We start from the raw sequence: 21,699 nt of genomic DNA, 5'->3' as shown, positions 1-21,699 counted from the left end.
GCTTCCCCGTGGGCAAGCGGATCCGTGGCGGTGCCAGCCGGAACCTGAACGCGCGGCCCTACGATCGCGTCATGGCGATCGAACCCGAGACGAAGAACTGGACGTGGGTCATCGAGTCCGCGTGCCCCGAGTGCGGCTACGACGGCAGCACGGTGTCGATCCGGGACGTCCCGGGGATCATCGAGGCGAACGCGTCGGCGTGGCCAGCGGTGCTCGGCCGCGACGACGCCCGGGAAGGTCCGGACGACCACACGTGGTCCCCGCTCGAGTACGGCGCGCACGTCCGAGACGTGCACCGGAAGATGGCCGAACGGCTCGCCCTGATGCTCGCCGAGGACGCCCCGACGTTCCCGAACTGGGACCAGGACGCCACCGCCGTCGCGGACCGCTACGGCGAGCAGGACCCGGCCGTGGTGGCCCGCGAGCTCGGCGAGGCCGCGCACCGGGCGGCGAGGGCGTTCGACGACGTGCGCGACGACCAGCTGGAGCGGACGGGGCTGCGCTCGGACGGCAGCGCCTTCACCGTCGCGACCCTCGCGACCTACTACGCGCACGACCCGGTGCACCACCTCTGGGACGTGCGGCGCGGGCGGTAGAGGCGGGATCTCCGGGCCGGGAGGCACGTGGCGGGCCCGCCACGCGCCTCCCGGCCAGGACAGGGGGCCGCCAGGGCCGCACCCGCGTCAGGCGAGCGCGTCGAGCAGTGCGCGCGCGGTCGCCGCGTCCGTGACGAGCTCGTTGACGAGCCCGCCACGCGCGGCACCGATGATGCTCGCGACCTTGGCGGTGCCGACGGCCACGCCGACCGCGTGCGGGACACCGGCGAGCACCTCGCGGGAGGTCCGGACCATCCGCTCGCTCCCCGGGAACTCGATCGCGGAACCGTCGGCTGCGTAGAAGTTGAGGCAGACGTCCCCCGCCGCCTGGTCGAACACGGCGTCCTCGACCGGGAGGCCCCGGGTCAGCGCGTCGCGGGTCGGGGTCGGTGCACCGATCCCGAGGATCGCGCCCTTCGCCCGCCCCCAGAGCCCGACGACGTGCTGGAACGCGGGGTCCTCGTCGAGCGAGGCCCGCATCGCCGGCGAGGGCAGCGCCTGCGCGAAGAGGAACGCGGGGATCGCACCGGAGTGCTGCGCGGCCGCCCGGGTGATCTCGTTCGTCTGGAACCACGGCATCGGGTCCGCCTGCCCGCCGACGGTCGGCACGAGCTGCACCCCGACGAGCGGTGGCATCCCGGCGTGGGCGACGTCGTAGACGGTCCGACCGGAGGACATCAGCACCGCGTCGCCCGGCACGAGCCCCATCCCCTCGACGGCTGCGGCCAGCGGTCCGGCGAGGTCGGTGCCGAGCGTCGCGGTGTGCGTGACCGCGGCGAGGTGCACGGCGTGGAGACCGAGGACGACCTGCAGGCGTTCGGCGAGCGCGACGGTCTCGTCCTGGAACGGGTCGACGACCTCGATGCGGACCAGCCCGGCCTTGCGGGCCTCGGCGACGAGGCGACTGACGGTGGGCCGCGAGACCCCGAGCCGCGAGGCGATCTCCACCTGGGTGGCGTCCTCGAGGTAGTACATCCGCGCGGCCTGGTACACGGTGTCGAGCGGGAAGCGGGTCCGGGCGCCGTCAGGGGTGGGGGTCTCGGCCGACATGGGCTGATCGTAGCGTGACACGCCCAGCGGAAATTGTGTTCTGGACAGATGTCAGGAGGGCGCGCAGACTGGGAGGAGACCACAGGACTGGAAGGTGAGCACGCATGACGTACCGACTCGTGATCGGGTCCGACGACGCCGGGTTCGACTACAAGGAGATCATCAAGGCCGACCTCCTCGCCGACGACCGGGTGTCGTCCGTGCAGGATGTGGGCGTCGACGCCGACGGCCACACCGCCTACCCGCACGTCGCCGTCGATGCAGCACGACTCGTGGCGAACGGCGAGGCCGACCGGGCGATCCTGATCTGCGGCACCGGACTCGGCGTCGCGATCAGTGCGAACAAGGTGCCGGGCATCCGAGCCGTGACCGCGCACGACTCGTACAGCGTGGAGCGGTCGATCCTGTCGAACGACGCCCAGGTGCTCTGCATGGGGCAGCGAGTCGTCGGTGTCGAGCTCGCTCGCCGGCTGGCGAAGGAGTGGCTCGGCTACGAGTTCGACCGCACCTCGGCGAGCGCCGAGAAGGTCCGGGCGATCTGCGAGTACGACGGCAGCGCACCCGCCGGGGTCGACGCCTCCGCGTAGCCCCGACGTGCGACCGATGCGGGTCATCCCCGCGACGGACGACGGCGGGCGGACTCGGGAGCGATCGTGGACCTCGGCGACGCCCAGCCCACTGTCGGGGGCCGGACGTACCGTACTCCCGCACCCGATGCTCCACCGAGGGGAAACCGATGAAGAAGTCAGCCTGGCTGCCCGCAGTCATCGCTCCGGTCGTCGTGGCCGGCGCCGTCGCCGCTCCGATGATCGCGAACGCCGCCAACGACCCGGTCGCGGGGAAGAACCCGAGCGCCGCCGACGTCATCGCCAGCATCGCAGAGTCCTCCGACGCGCAGTACTCCGGCAAGCTCGTGCAGACGAGCGACCTCGGGCTGCCCGAGCTCCCGACCGGGTCCGGCGGCTCCTCGCTCGAGGGTGACGCCTCCGACGCGCTGAGCCTCCTCACCTCGTCGCACACCGCCCGCGTCTACGTCGACGGCCCGAGCAAGCAGCGCGTCCAGCTGACGCAGCAGCTCGCCGAGCAGGACCTGGTCCGGAACGGCAGCGACGTCTGGACGTGGGACTCGAAGGAGCGCACGGCGACGCACGTCACCCTGCCGAAGGACGCCGCGACACCGCGGGACGGCACGACGACCCCGGCGGAGATCGCGAAGCAGGCGGTCGACGCGATCACGCCCAGCACCACGGTCTCGAAGCCGACCGAGGTCCGGGTCGCCGGGCACGACGCCTGGCAGATCACCCTGACACCGAAGGCCTCGGGCACGCTCGTGGGCACCGTCCGCCTGGCGATCGACCAGCAGACCGGTCTGCCGCTCCGCGCCACGGTCGACGCGAAGGGCCGGGACGACCCGGCCGTGCAGGTCGGCTTCACGAGCCTCAGCTACGGCGCCCCGGCTTCCCGGCTGTTCGACTTCACCCCACCGTCGGGTGCGAAGGTCGAGACGAAGGACCTCTCCGACGCGGGCTCGCACGCGAAGGGCGACGCGGACCACCACCGCACGCACGGCTCCCACGCGGACGGCGCGGAGCCGACGTTCACGGGGAAGGGGTGGAGCACGATCGCCGAGCTCCCCGCCGGCACGGTCGACCAGTCCTCGCTCGGTGACGAGGCGTCGGGGCTGCTCGGACAGCTGACGAAGTCGGTCGACGGCGGCCGCGCGGTCCAGACCTCGCTCGTGTCGGTGTACCTCACCGACGACGGCCGGGTCCTGGCGGGTGCCGTCCCGGTGTCCGCCCTGGTCGCCGCCGCGAAGTGACCACGACCGACCCCGACGCGTCGGGCCCGCGACCGGATCTCGCGATCCGCACCACGGGCCTCCGGAAGGTCTTCCGGAAGCAGCGCGCCGTCGACGGCATCGACCTGGCCGTCCCCCGTGGGGCCGTCTTCGGCTTCCTCGGGCCGAACGGCTCCGGCAAGACCACCACGATCCGGATGCTGCTCGGCCTGTCGAGCGCGACGGGCGGCTCGATCGAGGTCCTCGGCGAGTCGATGCCGACGGCCCTGCACCAGGTGCTCCCCCGCGTCGGTGCGCTCGTGGAGGGCCCGGCGTTCTACCCGTACCTGTCCGGCCGGGGCAACCTGCTGCGCTTCGACGCCGCCGATCCCACCTCGGACCCCCGGACCCGGAAGGACCGCGTGGCGAGCGCCCTCGACCGCGTCGGTCTGACGCACGCGGCCGACAAGAAGGCGCACGCGTACTCGCTCGGCATGAAGCAGCGCCTCGGTCTGGCCAACGCCGTGCTCGCCCCGCGGGACCTGCTCGTGCTCGACGAGCCGACGAACGGCCTCGACCCGCAGGGCACGCGCGAGGTCCGGAACCTCATCCGCTCCCTCGCCGACGACGGCACGACGGTGTTCGTGTCGAGTCACCTCCTCGCCGAGATCGAGCAGGTGTGCACGCACGCGGCGGTGATGCGGACGGGGAAGCTCGTCGCGCAGGGCACGCTCGACGAACTCCGCTCGGCCGGCGCGCGCACGGTGACGGTCCGGACGCCCGACCTCGGCCAGGCAGGCTCGGTGCTGATGCGCCTGGGGCTGACCCCGCGACACGACGGCGGGGCGGACGTCCTGGTCGCCGACCTGCCGCACGAGGTCCTGCCGGAGACGATCGCGGCCGAACTCGTCCGTGCGGATGTCCGGGTCCGCGGCCTGACGGTCGGCGGCGGCACGCTCGAGGACCTGTTCGTCGCACTCACCGGGGAGGGATTCGATGTCGCAGCCTGACACCGCCGCGTCCGGGACCCCCAACCCCACGACCACCGACGTGGACGGCACCGCCCCCGCTGCCGGCACCACTCCGGCCGCGCGGGTCGTGCGCCGCCAGCGCCCGTTCGCGCTCCTCGGCTCCGAACTCGCCCTCGTCTTCCGCCGACGGCGCACCTGGGCGATGATCGGTGCGCTGGCCCTCGTACCGATCCTCATCGCCGTCGCCGTCCGGATCACCACCGGCCCGGACGCCGGCGGCCCGGCCTTCCTGGGCGACATCACCAACAACGGACTGTTCGTGGCGTTCACCGCGCTGACGGTCTCGATCCCGCTGTTCCTGCCGCTCACCGTCGGCGTGGTCGCCGGCGACACCGTCGCGGGCGAAGCGAGCCACGGCACCATCCGCTACCTGCTCGTCGCGCCGACGGGTCGAGTCCGCTTCATCCTGGTGAAGTACGCCGGGGCGGTGGCGTTCTGCCTCGCCGCGACGCTCCTCGTGGTCCTCGTCGGCGCGGCGATCGGTGCCGTCCTGTTCCCGATCGGCCCGGTCACCCTGCTGTCCGGCACCCAGGTGGACGGCTGGTCCTACGCCGGTCGTGCCCTGCTGCTCGCGCTGTACGTGACGCTCTCGATGCTCGGCCTGTCGGCGATCGGCCTGTTCGCGTCGACGCTGACGAGCGTGCCCGTCGGCGCGATGGCCGCGACCGTGGTGCTGGCCGGCGCCTCCCAGGTGCTCGACCAGCTGCCGCAGCTCGACTGGCTGCACCCGTTCCTGTTCTCGCACCAGTGGCTCGGGTTCGGGGACCTGCTGCGCGACCCGATCTCGTTCGACTCGTTCGGGTCGAACGCGGTGCTGCAGCTCGGCTACGTCGTGGTGTTCGGAGCGCTCGCGTACAGCCGGTTCGCGACGAAGGACATCCTGAGCTAGCCCCGCCGCGGTCAGCTGGCCGGACTCGCCGAGCCACCCGCCATCGTCTCGGTGTCGGTCCCGCGAGCGTCGGCGTACCGGTCGCGCAGGTCCCGTGCCTTCTCGGACCGGTACCAGTCCAGACGGGCACCGGTCTCGACGGTCTGCATGCCGATGACGACCTTCCCGCGGGACTTCATCTCGGCCAGGTCCTCGTACGCCTCGACGATGTACTCGAACGGGTAGAACCCCGAGATGAGCACCTGCACGCGGCGGTCCTGCACGGCCTTGGCGAGCAGGGTCAGGAGTTCCCGGGGGACCTCGTCCTCCGCCGGTGCGCGGAGGAACCGGATCTCGATGTCGCGACGGGTCTCCGACGACACGAAGCGCCCGGACGGTACGCCGAGGCGCTCCGAGAGGACCTCGGCGTCGCTCTCGCCGTGGTTGTCGATGAACGCGGTGATCGGTCGGCCGTCGGCGATCTCGCGGATGCGCGCCTCCTCGCCGTCGCCGTAGACGACCGGGAGCGTGCCGATCTGCCGCAGGTAGTCGTGGTTGCGGGCGCTGCCGAGCGCGATCACGGTCGCACCGGCATCGTGGGCGAGCTGGCACTCGATGTGCCCGACGCCGCCGGCCGCCGCGCTGATGACGACCGTGTCGTCCGGGCCGAGCTTCAGGTCGCGGACGACGGTCGCCGCGGTGCAGCCGGCGAGGTAGAGGCCGCCCGCGACCTCCCAGCCGACGTGCTCCGGCTTCTTGATGACGGCGCCACGCGGCACCACGAGCCAGGTAGCGTGCGACCCGCCGGCCGGGGCGTGTCCCATGACCTCGTCGCCGACCTTGAGGTCCTTCACACCCTCGCCACGTGCCCGGACGATGCCGGCGAAGTCGACGCCCTGCCGGGCCGGGAAGTCGAGCTCGATGTGGTCGCGGAGCTTCCCCTCGCGGAGGAACCGCTCGATGTGGTTCAGTCCGGCGGCGACGATCTCGACCACGATCTCGCCGGCTCCGGCCGTCGGACGCTCCTGGGGGACGAGTTCGACGACGTCGAAGTCGCCGTACCGGTCGTACTGAACTGCGCTGCCGATCCGCATGGTTGCTCCTTCGCTGAGGTCTGTCCCTTTGGTACTCGGAAATCCCGACCGCAGCCCGGACGTGCAGGGTACGACGTCGGGTGTCCGGGCCTGGAGGCGCGTGGCGGCGCCGCCACGCGCCTCCAGGCCGGTGGGTCCGGACGTCAGCCCGCGGTGGACGCGTCGATGACGGCGGTCACCGTCTCGGCGTCCATGTGGAACGCCAGCGGGTCGGCGTCCGGACGCGGCACGCGGACCGGCGTCGACCACACCGAGCCGTCCTCGGCGAGGTCGACGACGAGTGCCCCGGCGTCGACGTACGCGGACTCCTCGGACCACGATCCGGTGACGTCGGTGTCGTTCGCGACCCCGGGCGCGACGAGGACGGGCACGCCGGCGAGCGATCCGGCGAAGTGGTGGTGGTAGTGGCCGGCGAGGACCACGCGGACGTCGGTGCCGCGGATCGCATCGGCCAGGGCGCCCGGGTTCCGGAGCTTCAGGGCGTCGTGCAGAGCCGTCGGCGCCGGCAGGGGCGGGTGGTGCAGGACGACGATGCTGCCGTCCGGTGCGGGCTCGCCGGCGAGGGCGGTGCGGAGGCGTTCGAGCGCCGTCTCGCTGACCTCGCCGTACCCGGCGCCGGGGACGCTGGTGTCGACGGTGACGACCCGGCGGCCGGCGACGACGGACTGTCCTGACACCGGCACGGTCGGCGGGTGGTACTCCATCGTGTGCATGAGCGGTCGGCCGCCCTCGCCGAGGACGTGCCCGTTCGCGAGCACCTGGCGGAACCCCTCGCGGAGGTCGTGGTTGCCGGGCACCGCGACGAGTGCGGCCCCGTGCCGCTCGGCCCAGCCGCCGACGCGGTCGCGGACCACGGCGTAGGACTCGGCGGAGCCGTCCTCGGAGACGTCGCCGGACACGACGACCAGCCCGACGCCCGGGATGCTGTCGACCCGTGCCAGGACGCCCTCGAGCGCGGCCGTGGTGTCGACGGATCCCTGGTGCAGGGCGCCGTCACCGGTCAGGTGGGTGTCGGAGAGGTGGAGGACGCGGAGGGTCCCCGCTGCGGGCGGCTGCATGCGCCCACGGTATCCGCGGCGGGTATCCGCGGTCTGGCAGCCGGGGCAGTTCGCGGGCGGCGCACGGTGCAGCCTCCGTCATCCGGTGCGAGGTTCGGCACCCGGTGCGAGACCAGGAGGTCGCACCAGCCCGTCAACCGCACACCGAGTGGCGAAGCACGCACGGTGCGCCCCTGACACGGACCGTCAGTCCCCCGCCGCCGCCAGCTGGTCCTCGAGGTTGAACACCTCGGGCAGCACCCGCGCCGTCTGGTCCGCCCGCCCGGTGGAGCCGTCGAACAGGTCCTGCATGTGCGCCTCCCACGCGCCGGCCACCTCGGACGTGGCGAGCGCCGCGTCCGCATCGGCCACCGAGTCGGTCTCGTAGTACCCGATGAGCAGGCCGTCGTCGTCGAGGAACAGCGAGTAGTTCCGGCGTCCCGCCGCCGCGATCGCCCGGAGCATCGCCGGCCAGACAGCTGCGTGCCGTTCCCGGTAGGCGTCCATGTGCTCGGCCGCCACCTGCAGACGGAAGCAGACGCGGGTCACGTGATCCGTGCCTCCAGGCTGGTCCGACCGGAGCCGCGGACGACGCTCGTCGGCGTCGTTCACCGCCCCGTCCGCTCGCGGCCCGCCGCGCGGACCTGCTCGCGCGCCGCGTGCTCCTCGGGTGTCCGGACCGTGCCGGTCACGCTGGTGACGGTGCCGTAGCGCTCGGCTTCGATCTCCTCGAGGGTGCGGCCGCGCGTGTTCGGCGCCCAGATGGTGCCGACCATGAACGACAGCGCGAGCAGGCCGATGATGAGGCCGCCGAGGCCGCGCAGGCCGATGTCGGACAGGAGCAGGGGGAACCAGATGCTCAGCAGGCCGACCATCACGCGGGCGGCGAGGAACAGGACGCCCTGGGCGCTGGCGCGGTACCGGGTCGCGAAGAGCTCGCTCGTCCAGAGGCCGTAGAACGCCTGGGCGCCGATGCCGGACGAGATGCCCCACGCGATCGCGAAGAAGAGCAGCGTGCCGAGGTTCGCCGGCGCGTAGATGAGCACCGCCCAGGCGATGATCGCGAGGAGGGCTCCGGCCGCGTAGAGCACCCGGCGGCTGACCCGGTCTCCGTAGCGCATGAAGCCGAAGTACGTCGCGGCGACGGTGCAGCCCCACACCAGGATCTGCAGCCCGTACTGCTCCGGGACGCTCGTCACGCCGGTGGCGGAGTAGACGCGCGGCTGGAAGATGCCGGCCTGGCCCGCGACCGTGTTCCAGAGCGCGTAGACGCCGAACAGGAACAGCATCGCGGTGAGGTTCTTGCGGCGACTGAAGAGCTGCGTGAAGCCGTGGAAGAAGTTCGCACTGCCGGTGGCCGCACGCTCGTCCTTCCAGATCGTCGATTCGGGCAGGCCGCGCCGCAACCACCACACGATCGCGGCGACGACGAACAGGTGCGCGAAGATCAGGCGGCTGCCGAGGAGCCCCAGCGGTGCGGCGGCGATCGCCAGTGCGAACCCGACCATCGGGCCGATCGACCACGCGAGCTGCGCGGTGCCGACGTGGGCAGCGCGCCGGTCGGCGGGCGCCTGCTCGGCGATGTAGGTCCAGCTGGCGGGGACGCCCGCGCCGACGGCGATGCCGGTGAGGATGAAGCCGACGAGGAGCATGCCGTAGCTGCCGGCGAACACGGCGAGCAGGATGCCGAGCATGTAGAGCAGCAGGTCGTACGTGTAGATGAACTTCCGGCCGTACCGGTCGCAGAGCGGCCCGCCGATGATCGCGCCCGCGGCGGCGCCGAACGCGTTCGCGGACAGGCTCGCCAGCAGGCCGACCTGCAGGTCCCCGATGTGGAACTGGGCCTGCCAGAGGCTGAGGCTCGTGGCGATCGCGATGATCGACCCGGACTCGATGTAGTTCGACATGGCGACGGAGATCGTCGCCTTCCAGCCCGTGGTGTTGCGGGCTCCGATGCGGACCGCCATTGGTCCTCCGTTCGTGCGTTCGTCGGTGAATCGTTTCAACGGTGCTGCGAGGACGGTACCCGCTGCGCGTCCGGAGGGCAAGTCGCTGGGCAAGTCGCTCCCCCGAAACCCCCGACCCGATGCCAGGATGACCCCATGGCAGTCAGCGTTCGGGAGGTCGCAGCGCTCGCCGGCGTGTCCCTCGGCACCGTGTCGAACGTGCTGAACCGCCCCGACAAGGTCGCCCCGGGCACGGTCGAACGCGTGCAGGCCGCCATCGCGGAGCTCGGCTTCGTCCGCAACGACTCCGCCCGCCAGCTCCGAGCCGGCCGGAGCTCCACCGTCGGCCTCATCGTGCTCGACGGCGGCAACCCGTTCTTCACCGACGTCGCCCGCGGCGCCGAGGACGCGGCGATGCAGAAGGGCCTCGCGGTCCTGGTCGGCAACTCCGACGAGTCGGTCGACCGCGAGCACACCTACGTCGACCTGTTCGAGGAGCGCCGGGTCGCCGGGCTCCTCATCTCCCCCGCGGGCGACGACCTCTCCCGCCTCGCACGTCTCCGCGACCAGGGCACCGCCGTGGTCCTCGTCGACCGTCGCGCCGACGACGAGCACTTCGCGTCGGTGTCGGTCGACGACGTCGCGGGCGGCCGCATCGCGGTCACGCACCTGGCCGAGATCGGCCGGCAGCGCATCGCGTTCGTCGGCGGCCCGTTCGGCATCCGGCAGGTCGCCGACCGCCACGCCGGCGCCGTCGCCGCGGCCGCCGAGGCCGGGGTCTCCCTCGAGGTGCTCACGACGTCGTCGCTGTCCGTCCTCGAGGGCCGTCGCATCGGCGAGGAGCTCCAGGCCCGACCGGCCTCCGAGCGTCCGGACGCGGTGTTCGCCGCGAACGACCTGCTCGCCGTCGGACTCGAGCAGGCGTTCATCATGCGTGGGTCGATCCCGGTGCCCGACGAGATCGCGATCGTCGGGTACGACGACATCGCGTTCGCCGAGGCCGCCGTCGTCCCGCTGACCTCGGTGCGGCAGCCGGCGCAGGACCTCGGGCGGCGGGCGATCGAGCTGCTGCTGGCCCAGGTCGAGGAGGGCCAGGGCGTCGAGACCCTGCACGTCGAGTTCACGCCCGAGCTCGTCGTGCGCCAGTCCACGGTCCCCGAGCGCTGACGCGCTCGCGCCGGACGCCGCGACGGCGACGCACGTCGCCGACAGCAACGGACGTTCCGGGCCGTTCGCCGAGTGCTGGCGCCCCGGCGGACGTGGCGGTGACCACCGACGGCCTGGAGGCGCGTGGCGGCCCCGCACCGCGCCTCCCGTCCGGTGGTGGGCAGCACCACCCCGTCCGCCGCCTACGATCGGGGACATGGTGCATGTCCCCCGGCGCGACGGACCGCCGAGCGTGCACCATGTCGCCGCTCGCGCGGGCGTCTCGCTCGCGACGGTCTCGAACGTCCTCAACCACCCCGAACGCGTCGCCCCGACCACCGAGGCCCGGGTCCGCGCCGCGATCGCCGAGCTCGGGTACACGCCGAACCGGAACGCGCGGGCGCTGGTCTCCGGCAGCACCCGGTCGATCGGCCTCGTCGTGACCTCGCTGCGGAACTCCCTCTTCACCGACATGGTGAGCGGTGCCCAGGCCGCCGCGCGAGGCCGCGGGAACACGCTGCTCGTGACCAACAGCGACGACGACCTCGAGGCCCAGGCCGAACACCTCGCCTTCATGGAGAGCACCCGGGTGTCGGGGATCCTGCTCGCCTCGATGACGACCTCCCGCGACCAGGTCGAGACCGTCCGGAAGCACGGGCTGCCCGTCGTCTACGTCAACTACGAACCCGCCGAGGTCGACGCCTGCGCGGTCGTCGTCGACAACGAGCAGGCCGGGTACGTCGCGGCCACGCACCTCATCGAGCAGGGCTCCCGGCGTCTCGGTTTCGTGAGCGCCCGGCCCGACCTGCAGCCCGTGGCGCGGCGCCGAGCAGGCCTGCTCCGGGCGATCGCGGAACACCCGGGGGTCGTGCTCGTGGACGTCGAGGCGGAGGACATCGACCCACCCGGCGGGACCGACGCCGGAGCCCGGATCGCGGCGATGCCCGCGGCCGAACGACCCGACGCCGTCCTCGGGGTCACCGACCTGCTGGCGATGGCCGTCGTCACCGAGCTCCGCGCCGCCGGCATCCGGGTGCCAGAGGACATCCCGGTGTCCGGCTGCGACCACAACTCCATCGCGTGGGGCGGCGCCGTGCCGTTGACCTCGGTGACGATGCACGGCGAGGAGATGGGTGCCGTCGCGGTGGACCTGCTGCTCGCCGAACTCGCCGAGCCGGCGGCCACCCACGTGCACCGGACGGTGGTGCTCGGCAGCGAGCTCGTGCCGCGGGAGAGCACCCTCGGGCGGGCCCGGGCCGCCGAGGTCGCGCTGGCCACGCCCCCGAGCGACCCGAGGCGCTCCGAGGCCTGATGCGCGGGTGCCGCGGGCCGGGAGCCGCCGGCCGCCGCGGGCGGCGCCCGCCGGCCCGCCCGCCGGGAGCCGCCGGCCCGAGTCTCGGGGTGAGCGACAGTTCTCGCGCCCACGTGCCCGCGAACTGTCGCTCAGCCCGAGTCTCGGCCCCGGGGCTACGCGGCCCCGCGGCTACGCGCGACCGACGACCAGCTGGAGGCGCGTGGCGGGCTGGCACCGCGCCTCCAGGCCGAGCGGACGCACCACGCGCCGGGAGCGACCCGAGACTCGGGCCGGCCGACGGCCGGTGCCCCGTCCGGTCCGCCACAGCGAGACTCGGGGTGAGCGACAGATCACGCGGCCGGGAGCGCGAGAACTGTCGCTCAGAGCGAGTCTCGGCCCCGCGCCACCGCGGGACGCGGTCCGCGGCGGCGGACCCGGCCGCGCTCGGAAACGTGGCGCTTCCTCGCGTCCGGCCGGCGTCCGGCCGGCGTCCGGCCGGCGCCCGGCGAGCGCCCGGCGAGCGGGACGCCGCACGCGCCGCGCGCTTCGGTAACGAATCCGAACTGACGATTGACACGCTTCAATCCACGTGGTTCCATTCCGATTGAAACGTTCTAAACAGCAGCACCGGAACCCGCAGCGGAGCGGGGACCGGGTCCGTTTCACCCCGGGGTACCCCGCCCCGGGCCTTACGAGGAGGTAAGGAATGTCAGCTCGCTCCCTGACCACCAGGTTGCTCGCCATCGGCGGCGCCACGGTCCTCATCGGCGGCCTGGCCGCCTGTTCGTCGGGCGGCTCCGCCGACACCGGCAGCAGCGGCGGGAAGGTGCAGATCACCTACCAGGCGGACAACTCCGCCGCCACGGCCGCCACCGCGAAGCCCCTCATCGCCGCGTTCGAGAAGGCCAACCCGAACGTCACGGTCAAGTTCGACACCCGCCCCCAGGGCACCGACGGCGACAACCTCGTGAAGACCCAGCTGTCGACCGGCGAGATGGCCGACGTCTTCAACTACAACTCCGGGTCGCTCATGCAGGCGCTCAACCCGGACAACACGCTCGTCGACCTCTCCGACCAGAAGTGGGCGAAGAACGTCGACCCGCAGTTCACCAAGGTCGTCAGCACCGACAAGGGCATGTACGGCGCCCCGTTCGGGACCAGCTTCGGCGGCGGCGTGATGTACAACAAGAAGGTCTACGAGAAGCTCGGCCTGAGCGTCCCCACCACGTGGGACGAGTTCATCAGCAACAGCGAGAAGATCAAGGCCTCGGGTGTCGACCCGATCATCCAGACCTACGGCGACACCTGGACCAGCCAGCTGTTCGTCCTCGGTGACTTCGCGAACATCACGGCGCAGCAGAAGAACTGGGCCACGCAGTACACGAAGCACAAGGAGTCCTACGCGAAGGCACCGGCGCTCGCCGGGTTCCAGCACCTCGCCGAGGTCAAGGACAAGGACCTCGTCAACAAGGACTACGCGTCTGCGACCCAGGCGAACGGCCTGAAGATGCTGGCCGACGGCACCGGGGCGCAGTACCCGATGCTGACGAACGCGATCTCGACCCTCCAGCAGGACAGCCCGGACGCCGTGAACGACATCGGCGCGTTCGCCCTGCCGGCCGAGAACGCCGACGACACGAACCTCACCATCTGGGAGCCGAACGGCCTCTACATCCCGAAGACGTCCACGGGTGACAAGCTCGCGGCCGCGAAGAAGTTCATCGCCTTCGCGAACTCGTCCGAGGGCTGCAAGGTGCAGAACGACACCGGGACGCCCGGTGGCCCGTACGTCATCTCGACGTGCACCCTGCCGGACTCGGTCCCGTCGATGATCGGCGACCTGCAGAAGTACCTCGACGACGGCAAGGCATCGCCGGCACTCGAGTTCCTCTCCCCCATCAAGGGCCCGAACCTCGAGAAGATCTGCGTGCAGGTCGGCTCCGGGATCTCGTCGGCCGCCACGGGTGCGAAGCAGTACGACCAGGACGTCGTGCAGCAGGCCCAGCAGCTCGGCATCAAGGGCTGGTGATCCGGTGACCGCGACACTCACGACGGCGGTGGCCCCGCCGAAGACGACGAAGGCCGGCCCCGGACCCGCACGCAAGCGGATGCGTTCCTTCTACCCGGCGTGGTTCTTCATCCCGGCGATCGCGCTCTACGTCGTGTTCTTCGCGGTCCCGACCTTCGCGGGGTTCTACTTCTCGCTCACCCGCTGGACGCTGTTCGACCAGACCTTCATCGGCTTCGACAACTTCGTCCGGTTCTTCCAGGACCCGCAGTTGCTCTCCGGGTTCGTGCACACCTTCGAGTACGGGTTCGTGACGAGCGCGGCGAAGGTGGTCCTCGGACTCGCCCTCGCCCTGCTCCTCACGAGTCCCGTGCTCGGGCGCGGGTACCTCCGGGCGGTGGTGTTCTTCCCCGTGCTGGTGTCGACCATCGGCATCGGCATCACGTTCAAGGCGCTGATGGACCCGTTCCACGGGATCATCAACGGCGTCCTCGGTTCGGTCGGCCTCCCCACTCCGGGGTGGCTGACCGACCCGGCCCTCGCACTCTGGAGCGTCGCCGCGGTGGACGTCTGGAAGGGCGTCGGCATCGCGACGCTCATCTTCATCGCCGGCATCGTGGCGATCCCCCAGGAGTACTTCGAGGCGGCCCGCGTCGACGGCGCGAGCGCGTGGACGATCTTCAAGAACATCACGCTGCCGCTGTCCCGGCCGGCGATGGGGACGGTCATCATCCTGTCGCTCATCGGTGGCCTGCGGTCGTTCGACCTCATCTGGGCGATGACCGGCGGTGGACCAGGGTTCACCAGCGACGTCATCGCGAGTGTGATCTACAAGCAGTACCAGGCCGGGTTCTACGGGCTGTCGACCGCGGGCAACGTCGTGTTGTTCGTCGTGGTGACGGCGATCATGGTCCCGATCTCGTGGCTCATCAACCGCAAGGAGGCGGACCTGTGACCACCATCGCCACCCCGCGCCTGGCCCCGGCCGCCCCGCGCGGTCGTCACCCCGGGCGGACCCGCAAGTGGGTGATCGGTTCGATCGCCATCGTCGTCAGCTTCGTCGTGTTCCTCGTGCCGTTCCTCTTCGTCCTGCTCCAGGCCGCGAAGTCGCCGGCCGAGGCGAACCAGCTCGGCTTCACCCTGCCGGCCCAGTGGCAGCTGTGGCAGAACCTCGTCACGGTGCTCCAGACCGGCGACGGCGGCATCCTCCGGGCGTTCATGAACAGCGCCGTCCTCACCGTGGGGAGCGTCATCATCATGGTGGTGTTCTCCGCGATGGTCGGCTACGTCCTGCAGCGGCGGCCGAGCAAGTGGAACGGCGTGATCAACTTCTTCGTCCTCGCCGGCCTCATCGTCCCGCCCGCGATCGTCCCCACGATCTGGGTGCTGCAGGGGCTCAACCTGTTCAAGACGATGGGCGGGATGATCCTCATCGAGGCGACGTTCGGCCTGTCGTTCTGCATCCTGCTCTTCCGGGCGTTCGTCGCGACGATCCCGAAGGAGCTCGACGAAGCCGCCGTGCTCGACGGCGCCGGACCGATCCGCCTGTTCTTCGGGGTCGTGCTGCCGCTGCTCAAGCCGGTCATCATCACGGTCGTGCTCGTGCAGTCGGTGACGGTGTTCAACGACTTCACGAACCCGCTGTACTTCCTTCCCGGATCCGAGAACGCCACCGTGCAGCAGACGCTGTACTCGTTCCAGAGCCAGTCAGTCAGCCAGCTCAACCTGCTGTTCACCGACGTGCTGCTCATCACGATCCCGCCGCTGATCCTGTACATCTTCTTCAACCGTCAGATCGTCGCCGGCATGACCAGCGGCGCCGTCAAGGGCTGACGCCCGACCCCGGCCTGGAGGCACGACCCGCCTCCGCCGGGGCGCCCGCCCGGACGAGACGGCCGGGCCCCACGACCCCGCACCGGTCGACGACGACCGGCCCGGTGAAAGGACCACACCACATGACCACCTGGACCGCATCGTTCATCGCGAGCGACGACGACCTCGGGAGCGCACCGATCCTGCGCCGGGAGTTCACACTCGACGAGGGCCACGGCCCCGTCACCAGCGCGACCCTCGACCTCAGTGCCCTCGGCGTCGTCGAGGGCTGGCTCGGCGGGCAGCGCGTCTCCGACCACCTGCTCGAACCGGGGTGGACGAGTTACGAGTGGCGCATCCGCGTCGCCTCCCACGACGTCACGTCGCACCTGTCGGCGACGAACCCCGGCGACGCCGCGGTCCTCGCGCTCGTCATCGGGAACGGCTGGGCCGCCGGGCGGCTCGCGTGGGGCGGCGGTGGCGGCTGGTACACGGACGAGCGTGCCGGCTTCGCCGAACTCCGGATCACGTTCGAGGACGGCCACGTGCAGACCGTCGTGACGGACACCGACTGGCAGGCGCTGTCGAGTGCGATCACCGCGGACCAGCTGTACGACGGCGAGGACATCGACGCCCGGCTGCGCGACGGCTCGTTCCTGACGCCGGGGTCCGTCACGACCCCGAGCGTCGAGGGGCACCCCGGCCGCACCAGCGCCGTGCACACGGTCGACACCGGTGCGCGCGAGCTCGTCGCCGACACCGTGCCCCCGGTCCGGCCCCTCGCCGAGATCGCCCCGGTGGAGATCTGGACGAGCCCCTCCGGTGCCACCCTCATCGACTTCGGCGTGAACCTCGTCGGCTGGCTCCGCGTCGCGGCGAGCGGTGCGGCCGGCACCGTGCTGACCCTGCGGCACGCCGAGGTGCTCGAGCACGACGAGCTCGGCACCCGGCCGCTGCGGTCGGCGAAGGCGACGGACCACTTCACCCTGAGCGGCGGCGAGGACCGGTTCGAGCCGCGCTTCACGTTCCACGGCTTCCGGTACGCGCAGGTCGACGGCTGGCCCGGCACGCTCGACGAACTGCGGACCGCGATCACCGCCGTGCAGGTCGGGTCGGACCTCACCCGCACCGGCACGTTCGACTCGAGCCACGAGCTGCTCAAGACGTTCCACGACAACGTGGTGCGGGGCATGCAGGGCAACTTCCTCAGCGTCCCGACGGACTGCCCGCAGCGCGACGAACGCCTCGGCTGGACGGGCGACATCGCCGCGTTCGCACCGACGGCGTCGTACCTGTTCGACACCCGCACGTTCCTCGGCGACTGGCTCCGGGACGTCTGGCTGGAGCAGCAGCACGCCGAGGGGGTCATCCCCTTCGTGGTGCCGGACGTCCTGAAGTACTCCCCCGCCGAGGACTTCGGGAAGCCGGACGCGACCGCGATCTGGTCGGACGCCGGGGTCTGGGTGCCATGGACGCTGTACCAGGCGTACGGCGACACGGCCGTCCTCGAGGAGCAGTTCGACTCGATGTCCGCCCACCTCCGCCGGATCCGCGACCACCTGTCGCCCGAGGACCTCTGGGACACGGTGTTCCAGTTCGGCGACTGGCTCGACCCCGACGCCCCGCCGGAGGACCCGGCCGCCGCGAAGGCCGACAAGGGAGTCGTCGCGACGATCTGCGCCTTCCGGTCCGCCACCATCGTGGCGGAGGCGGCCGACCTGCTCGGCGGCCACGAGGAGGAGGCGGCCGAGTTCCGGGAACTGGCCGCGCGCCTCCAGGCCGGCTTCCGCACCCACTACCTGCAGGACGACGGCCGGATCCTGTCGGACGCGACCACGGTGTACACGCTGGCGATCGTGTTCGGGATCCTGTCCGAGCAGGAGCAGGCCGTGGCCGGCGACCGGCTCGCCGAGCTGGTCGAGGCGTCCGGGTACCGGATCTCGACGGGCTTCGCGGGAACGCCGTTCATCACCGACGCGCTGAGCCAGACCGGGCACCTGGACGACGCCTACCGGCTGCTGCTGCAGACCGAGTGCCCGTCGTGGCTGTACCCGGTGACGATGGGTGCGACGACGGTGTGGGAGCGGTGGGACTCGATGCTGCCGGACGGCACGATCAACCCGGGTGAGATGACCTCGTTCAACCACTACGCCCTCGGGGCCGTGGCGGACTGGATGCACCGGGTGGTGGGTGGTCTCGCGCCGCTGTCTCCGGGGTACTCGTCCGTCCTCGTGGCGCCGCAGCCGGGCGGTGGGCTGACGTGGGCGTCGACCTCGCTCGACACCGTGCACGGGCACGTCGCGGTGCGGTGGGAGCTCGTCGACGGCGAGCTCGTCGTCCGGGCGGAGGTGCCTGCGGGGGTCACGGCGGTCGTGCGGCTGCCGGGTCTGGCGGAGCAGCAGGTGTCGGGCGGCACGCACGAGTTCCGCGCGCCGGCCGCCGTCCCCGCCGGGTAGGGCGGTCCCCGGGGCGGGCGGTCCCCGGGGGCGGGGTCCCCGAGGCCGGCGGTCCCCGGGTGGGCTTCTTTCCCCGCAAAACACCGGTGTTCGTGTGCCGCACCTCGGTATGCGTGTGTTTGGCGGACGAACACCGGTGTTTTGCACCCCACCCCACCCCACCCCAGCCCGACCCACCAGCCCCCACCCCAGCAAGCCCCGGCCCACCAACCCCCGGGTTGCGCGGGACGCCACCGGCGCGTACCGTATGAAACGATTCAATCGACCACGAGGAAGTGCAACGATGACATCAGCCAGCTTCAGCTCCATCGCGGAGCAACTGGCCCGGCAGGCGATCGAGCTGCCGAGCTGGGCCTTCGGCAACTCCGGCACCCGCTTCAAGGTGTTCAGCACCCCGGGCACCCCGCGCGACCCCTACGAGAAGATCGCCGACGCCGCCAAGGTGCACGAGTACACCGGCCTCGCCCCGACCGTCGCGCTGCACATCCCGTGGGACCTCGTGGACGACTTCGCCGACCTCAAGCGCCACGCCGAGGAGCACGGCGTCGCCCTCGGCACGGTGAACTCGAACACCTTCCAGGACGACGACTACAAGTTCGGCGCGCTGACCCACGTCGACGAGACGATCCGGCAGAAGGCGATCGACCACCACCTGCGCTGCATCGACGTGATGGACGCCACGGGGAGCCGCGACCTGAAGATCTGGCTCGCCGAGGGCTCCAACTACCCCGGCCAGGAGGACATGCGCTCCCGCCAGGACCGCCTCCACGAGTCGCTCAGCACGATCTACGACCGGCTCGGCCCGGACCAGCGCCTGGTGCTCGAGTACAAGTTCTTCGAGCCGTCGTTCTACCACACGGACGTCCCGGACTGGGGCACGAGCTACGTGCAGACGGCAGCGCTCGGGCCGAAGGCGATGGTGTGCCTCGACACCGGCCACCACGCCCCCGGCACGAACATCGAGTTCATCGTGATGCAGCTGCTGCGCCTCGGGAAGCTCGGCAGCTTCGACTTCAACTCGCGCTTCTACGCCGACGACGACCTCATCGTCGGGGCGGCGGACCCGTTCCAGCTGTTCCGCATCCTCGTCGAGGTGATCCGCGGCGGCGGCTACGACAACCCCGACGTCGCGTTCATGCTCGACCAGTGCCACAACATCGAGGACAAGATCCCCGGGCAGATCCGCTCGGTGCTGAACGTGCAGGAGATGACGGCCCGCGCGCTGCTCCTCGACCGCGTCGCACTGACCGCCGCACAGGAGGCCCACGACGTCCTCGGCGCGAACGAGATCTTCATGGACGCGTACCAGACCGACGTCCGGAAGGACCTCGCCGCCTGGCGGGAGTCCCGCGGGCTGCCGGCGAACCCGATGCGCGCGTACCTCGAGTCGGGCTACCAGCAGTCGATCGCCGCGGACCGGGTCGGCGGCGTGCAGGCCGGCTGGGGCGCCTGACGGCGTCCGCACGAGACGAGGGAACGAACGCAGCATGACCGACACGAGCCTGGAGGCACGGGTGGACCCCGCAACGCAGCGCACGGACGCAGACACGACGATCAGTGCGCTCATCGCGCGCTCGAACGCGCTCGGTTCGGATCCGCGGATCACGAACTACGCCGGCGGGAACACCTCCGCGAAGGGCACCGACACCGACCCGGTCACGGGCGAACCGGTGGAGCTGCTCTGGGTGAAGGGTTCCGGGGGCGACCTCGGCACCCTCACCCCTGCGGGCCTCGCGGTCCTGCGGCTCGACCGCGTCCGTGCCCTCCGATCGGTCTACCCCGGCGTCGAGCGCGAGGACGAGATGGTCGCCGCGTTCGACTACACGCTGCACGGCAAGGGCGGTGCCGCGCCGTCGATCGACACCGCCATGCACGCCCTCGTCGACGCCGCGCACGTGGACCACCTCCACCCCGATGCCGGCATCGCCATCGCCACCGCGGCCGACGGCCCCGCGCTGACCGAGCGGGTCTTCGGCGGCAAGGTCGTCTGGGTGCCGTGGCGTCGGCCCGGGTTCCAGCTCGGCCTCGACATCGCACGCATCAAGCGGGAGCACCCCGAAGCGATCGGCACCGTCCTCGGCGGCCACGGCATCACCGCGTGGGGCGACACCTCCGACGAGGCCGAGGCGAACTCGCGCTGGATCATCGACACGGCCGAGCAGTACATCGCGGAGCACGGGAAGGCCGACCCGTTCGGCGGGACACGAGCCGGGTTCGAGGCGCTGCCCACCGAGGAGCGCCGTGCGCGCGCCGCTGCCCTCGCACCGACGATCCGCGGCATCGCCGGGCACGACAAGCCCGTCGTGGGCCACTTCACCGACGCCGACGTCGTGCTCGACTTCCTCGCGAGCGAGCACGCACCGCGCCTCGCAGAACTGGGCACGAGCTGCCCGGACCACTTCCTCCGCACGAAGGTCAAGCCGCTCGTCCTCGACCTGCCGGCGACGGCGAGCACCGACGAGCAGATCGCCCGGCTGCGCGAGCTCCACGCGTCCTACCGCCAGGACTACCAGGCGTACTACGACCGTCATGCCGATGCGACGAGTCCGGCGATCCGCGGCGCCGACCCGCTCATCGTGCTGGTGCCCGGCGTCGGCATGTTCTCGTACGGCAAGGACGCCCAGACCGCCCGGGTCGCCGGTGAGTTCTACGTCAACGCGATCAACGTGATGCGCGGTGCCGAGTCCGTCAGCACCTACGCCCCCATCGACGAGACCGAGAAGTTCCGGATCGAGTACTGGGCCCTCGAAGAGGCGAAGCTGCAGCGGATGCCCGCCCCCAAGAAGCTCGCGACGCGCATCGCCCTGGTCACCGGAGCAGCGTCCGGGATCGGCAAGGCCATCGCGAAGCGCCTGGCGGCCGAGGGCGCCGCGGTCGTCATCGCCGACCTCGACCTGCAGAAGGCGCAGCACGCCGCGGCCGAGATCGGCGGACCGGACCAGGCCATCGGCGTCGCCGCGAACGTCACGAGCGCGGCCGACATCGACCGGGCGATGCAGGCGACGCTGCTCCACTTCGGCGGCCTCGACCTGGTCGTGAACAACGCCGGGCTGAGCCTCAGCAAGAGCCTGCTCGAGACCACCGAGCAGGACTGGGACCTGCAGCACGACGTGATGGCGAAGGGCTCGTTCCTGGTGTCCAAGGCGGCGGCGAAGGTGCTCATCGAGCAGGGGCTCGGCGGCGACATCGTCTACATCTCGTCGAAGAACTCGGTGTTCGCCGGACCGAACAACATCGCCTACTCCGCCACCAAGGCCGACCAGGCGCACCAGGTCCGGCTGCTCGCGGCCGAACTCGGCGAGCACGGCGTCCGCGTCAACGGCATCAACCCGGACGGGGTCGTCCGCGGCTCGGGCATCTTCGCCTCCGGCTGGGGTGCGAACCGGGCGAAGACCTACGGGATCGACGAGCAGGACCTCGGCAAGTTCTACGCCCAGCGGACGATCCTCAAGCGCGAGGTGGTGCCGGAGAACGTCGCCAACGCCGTCTACGCCATCTGCACCGACGACTTCTCGCACACGACCGGCCTGCACGTGCCGGTGGACGCGGGTGTCGCCGCGGCCTTCCTGCGCTGATCCGGAAGC

General features: G+C 71.4%; 18 protein-coding genes. 13 read left to right on the top strand and 5 right to left on the bottom strand.

Going from position 1 to position 21,699, the window contains the following annotated elements:
- Positions 1-71: 71 nt before the first annotated feature.
- The gene (locus BLT36_RS11190; RefSeq protein ID WP_092095801.1) at positions 72-596 is read left to right on the top strand and encodes a DinB family protein; all 525 of its coding nucleotides are present in this window, start codon (positions 72-74) and stop codon (positions 594-596) included.
- A gap of 87 nt (positions 597-683) precedes the next feature.
- Here the strand turns inward: BLT36_RS11190 and BLT36_RS11185 are convergent, their stop codons facing one another.
- A complete protein-coding gene (locus BLT36_RS11185; RefSeq protein WP_092095187.1) occupies positions 684-1,646 on the bottom strand; it encodes a sugar-binding transcriptional regulator in 963 nt (320 codons plus the stop codon).
- A gap of 104 nt (positions 1,647-1,750) precedes the next feature.
- Between BLT36_RS11185 and BLT36_RS11180 the strand changes: the two genes are divergently transcribed.
- The 4 genes from BLT36_RS11180 (at position 1,751) to BLT36_RS11165 (ending at position 5,343) form a co-directional block, all read left to right on the top strand.
- Positions 1,751-2,233 (top strand): ribose-5-phosphate isomerase, encoded by a 483-nt coding sequence (locus BLT36_RS11180; RefSeq protein ID WP_092095185.1) that lies wholly within the window; start codon positions 1,751-1,753, stop codon positions 2,231-2,233.
- A gap of 149 nt (positions 2,234-2,382) precedes the next feature.
- Positions 2,383-3,465, top strand: a complete 1,083-nt coding sequence (locus tag BLT36_RS11175) for a LolA family protein (RefSeq protein ID WP_092095184.1) — start codon at positions 2,383-2,385, stop codon at positions 3,463-3,465.
- Positions 3,462-4,433: an ABC transporter ATP-binding protein gene (locus BLT36_RS11170; protein WP_092095182.1), complete on the top strand. Its 972-nt coding sequence runs from the start codon at positions 3,462-3,464 to the stop codon at positions 4,431-4,433. Before BLT36_RS11175 ends, BLT36_RS11170 begins: the two co-directional genes overlap by 4 nt.
- Positions 4,420-5,343 carry an ABC transporter permease gene (locus BLT36_RS11165; RefSeq protein ID WP_302847116.1) on the top strand — a complete coding sequence of 308 codons (924 nt, stop codon included), beginning with the start codon at positions 4,420-4,422 and terminating at the stop codon, positions 5,341-5,343. Before BLT36_RS11170 ends, BLT36_RS11165 begins: the two co-directional genes overlap by 14 nt.
- Before the next feature lie 11 nt (positions 5,344-5,354).
- Here BLT36_RS11165 and BLT36_RS11160 read toward each other — a convergent pair whose 3' ends face one another.
- From BLT36_RS11160 to BLT36_RS11145, 4 genes are all read right to left on the bottom strand, one after another.
- Entirely contained in the window at positions 5,355-6,416 is a 1,062-nt protein-coding gene (locus tag BLT36_RS11160) for an NADP-dependent oxidoreductase (protein ID WP_092095181.1), read from the bottom strand.
- 143 nt (positions 6,417-6,559) lie between these two features.
- Positions 6,560-7,474 (bottom strand): metallophosphoesterase, encoded by a 915-nt coding sequence (locus tag BLT36_RS11155; protein ID WP_092095179.1) that lies wholly within the window; start codon positions 7,472-7,474, stop codon positions 6,560-6,562.
- A gap of 186 nt (positions 7,475-7,660) precedes the next feature.
- Positions 7,661-8,065: an L-rhamnose mutarotase gene (locus BLT36_RS11150; protein WP_254787577.1), complete on the bottom strand. Its 405-nt coding sequence runs from the start codon at positions 8,063-8,065 to the stop codon at positions 7,661-7,663.
- Positions 8,062-9,420: an MFS transporter gene (locus BLT36_RS11145; protein ID WP_217638294.1), complete on the bottom strand. Its 1,359-nt coding sequence runs from the start codon at positions 9,418-9,420 to the stop codon at positions 8,062-8,064. Before BLT36_RS11145 ends, BLT36_RS11150 begins: the two co-directional genes overlap by 4 nt.
- A gap of 135 nt (positions 9,421-9,555) precedes the next feature.
- On the opposite strand from BLT36_RS11145, the gene BLT36_RS11140 reads away from it, so the two are divergent.
- The 8 genes from BLT36_RS11140 to BLT36_RS11105 all read left to right on the top strand — a co-directional run bounded on the left by BLT36_RS11140 (position 9,556) and on the right by BLT36_RS11105 (position 21,690).
- Complete coding sequence (locus BLT36_RS11140) at positions 9,556-10,566, top strand: LacI family DNA-binding transcriptional regulator (RefSeq protein ID WP_092095178.1); 1,011 nt, start codon at positions 9,556-9,558, stop codon at positions 10,564-10,566.
- Between the two features lie 196 nt (positions 10,567-10,762).
- Positions 10,763-11,857 (top strand): LacI family DNA-binding transcriptional regulator, encoded by a 1,095-nt coding sequence (locus tag BLT36_RS11135; protein WP_092095176.1) that lies wholly within the window; start codon positions 10,763-10,765, stop codon positions 11,855-11,857.
- Between the two features lie 688 nt (positions 11,858-12,545).
- Positions 12,546-13,868, top strand: a complete 1,323-nt coding sequence (locus tag BLT36_RS11130; RefSeq protein ID WP_092095174.1) for an ABC transporter substrate-binding protein — start codon at positions 12,546-12,548, stop codon at positions 13,866-13,868.
- A 79-nt stretch (positions 13,869-13,947) separates the two neighbouring features.
- Complete coding sequence (locus tag BLT36_RS11125; protein ID WP_092095795.1) at positions 13,948-14,802, top strand: carbohydrate ABC transporter permease; 855 nt, start codon at positions 13,948-13,950, stop codon at positions 14,800-14,802.
- Positions 14,803-14,807: 5 nt separating this feature from the next.
- On the top strand, positions 14,808-15,680 hold the full coding sequence (locus BLT36_RS11120) for a carbohydrate ABC transporter permease (RefSeq protein WP_254787621.1): 873 nt from the start codon (positions 14,808-14,810) through the stop codon (positions 15,678-15,680).
- 122 nt (positions 15,681-15,802) lie between these two features.
- Entirely contained in the window at positions 15,803-18,115 is a 2,313-nt protein-coding gene (locus BLT36_RS11115) for a family 78 glycoside hydrolase catalytic domain (RefSeq protein ID WP_092095173.1), read from the top strand.
- Between the two features lie 283 nt (positions 18,116-18,398).
- The gene (gene rhaI / locus BLT36_RS11110) at positions 18,399-19,568 is read left to right on the top strand and encodes an L-rhamnose isomerase (RefSeq protein ID WP_092095171.1); all 1,170 of its coding nucleotides are present in this window, start codon (positions 18,399-18,401) and stop codon (positions 19,566-19,568) included.
- Positions 19,569-19,602: 34 nt separating this feature from the next.
- Positions 19,603-21,690 (top strand): bifunctional aldolase/short-chain dehydrogenase, encoded by a 2,088-nt coding sequence (locus BLT36_RS11105; RefSeq protein WP_092095169.1) that lies wholly within the window; start codon positions 19,603-19,605, stop codon positions 21,688-21,690.
- Positions 21,691-21,699: the final 9 nt, after the last annotated feature.

It is taken from the genome of Curtobacterium sp. UNCCL20 (genome assembly GCF_900101675.1).
Taxonomy (GTDB): domain Bacteria; phylum Actinomycetota; class Actinomycetes; order Actinomycetales; family Microbacteriaceae; genus Curtobacterium.
The sequence above is the reverse complement of the archived record's forward strand: the minus strand, read 5'-3'. Positions and strand labels throughout refer to the sequence as shown.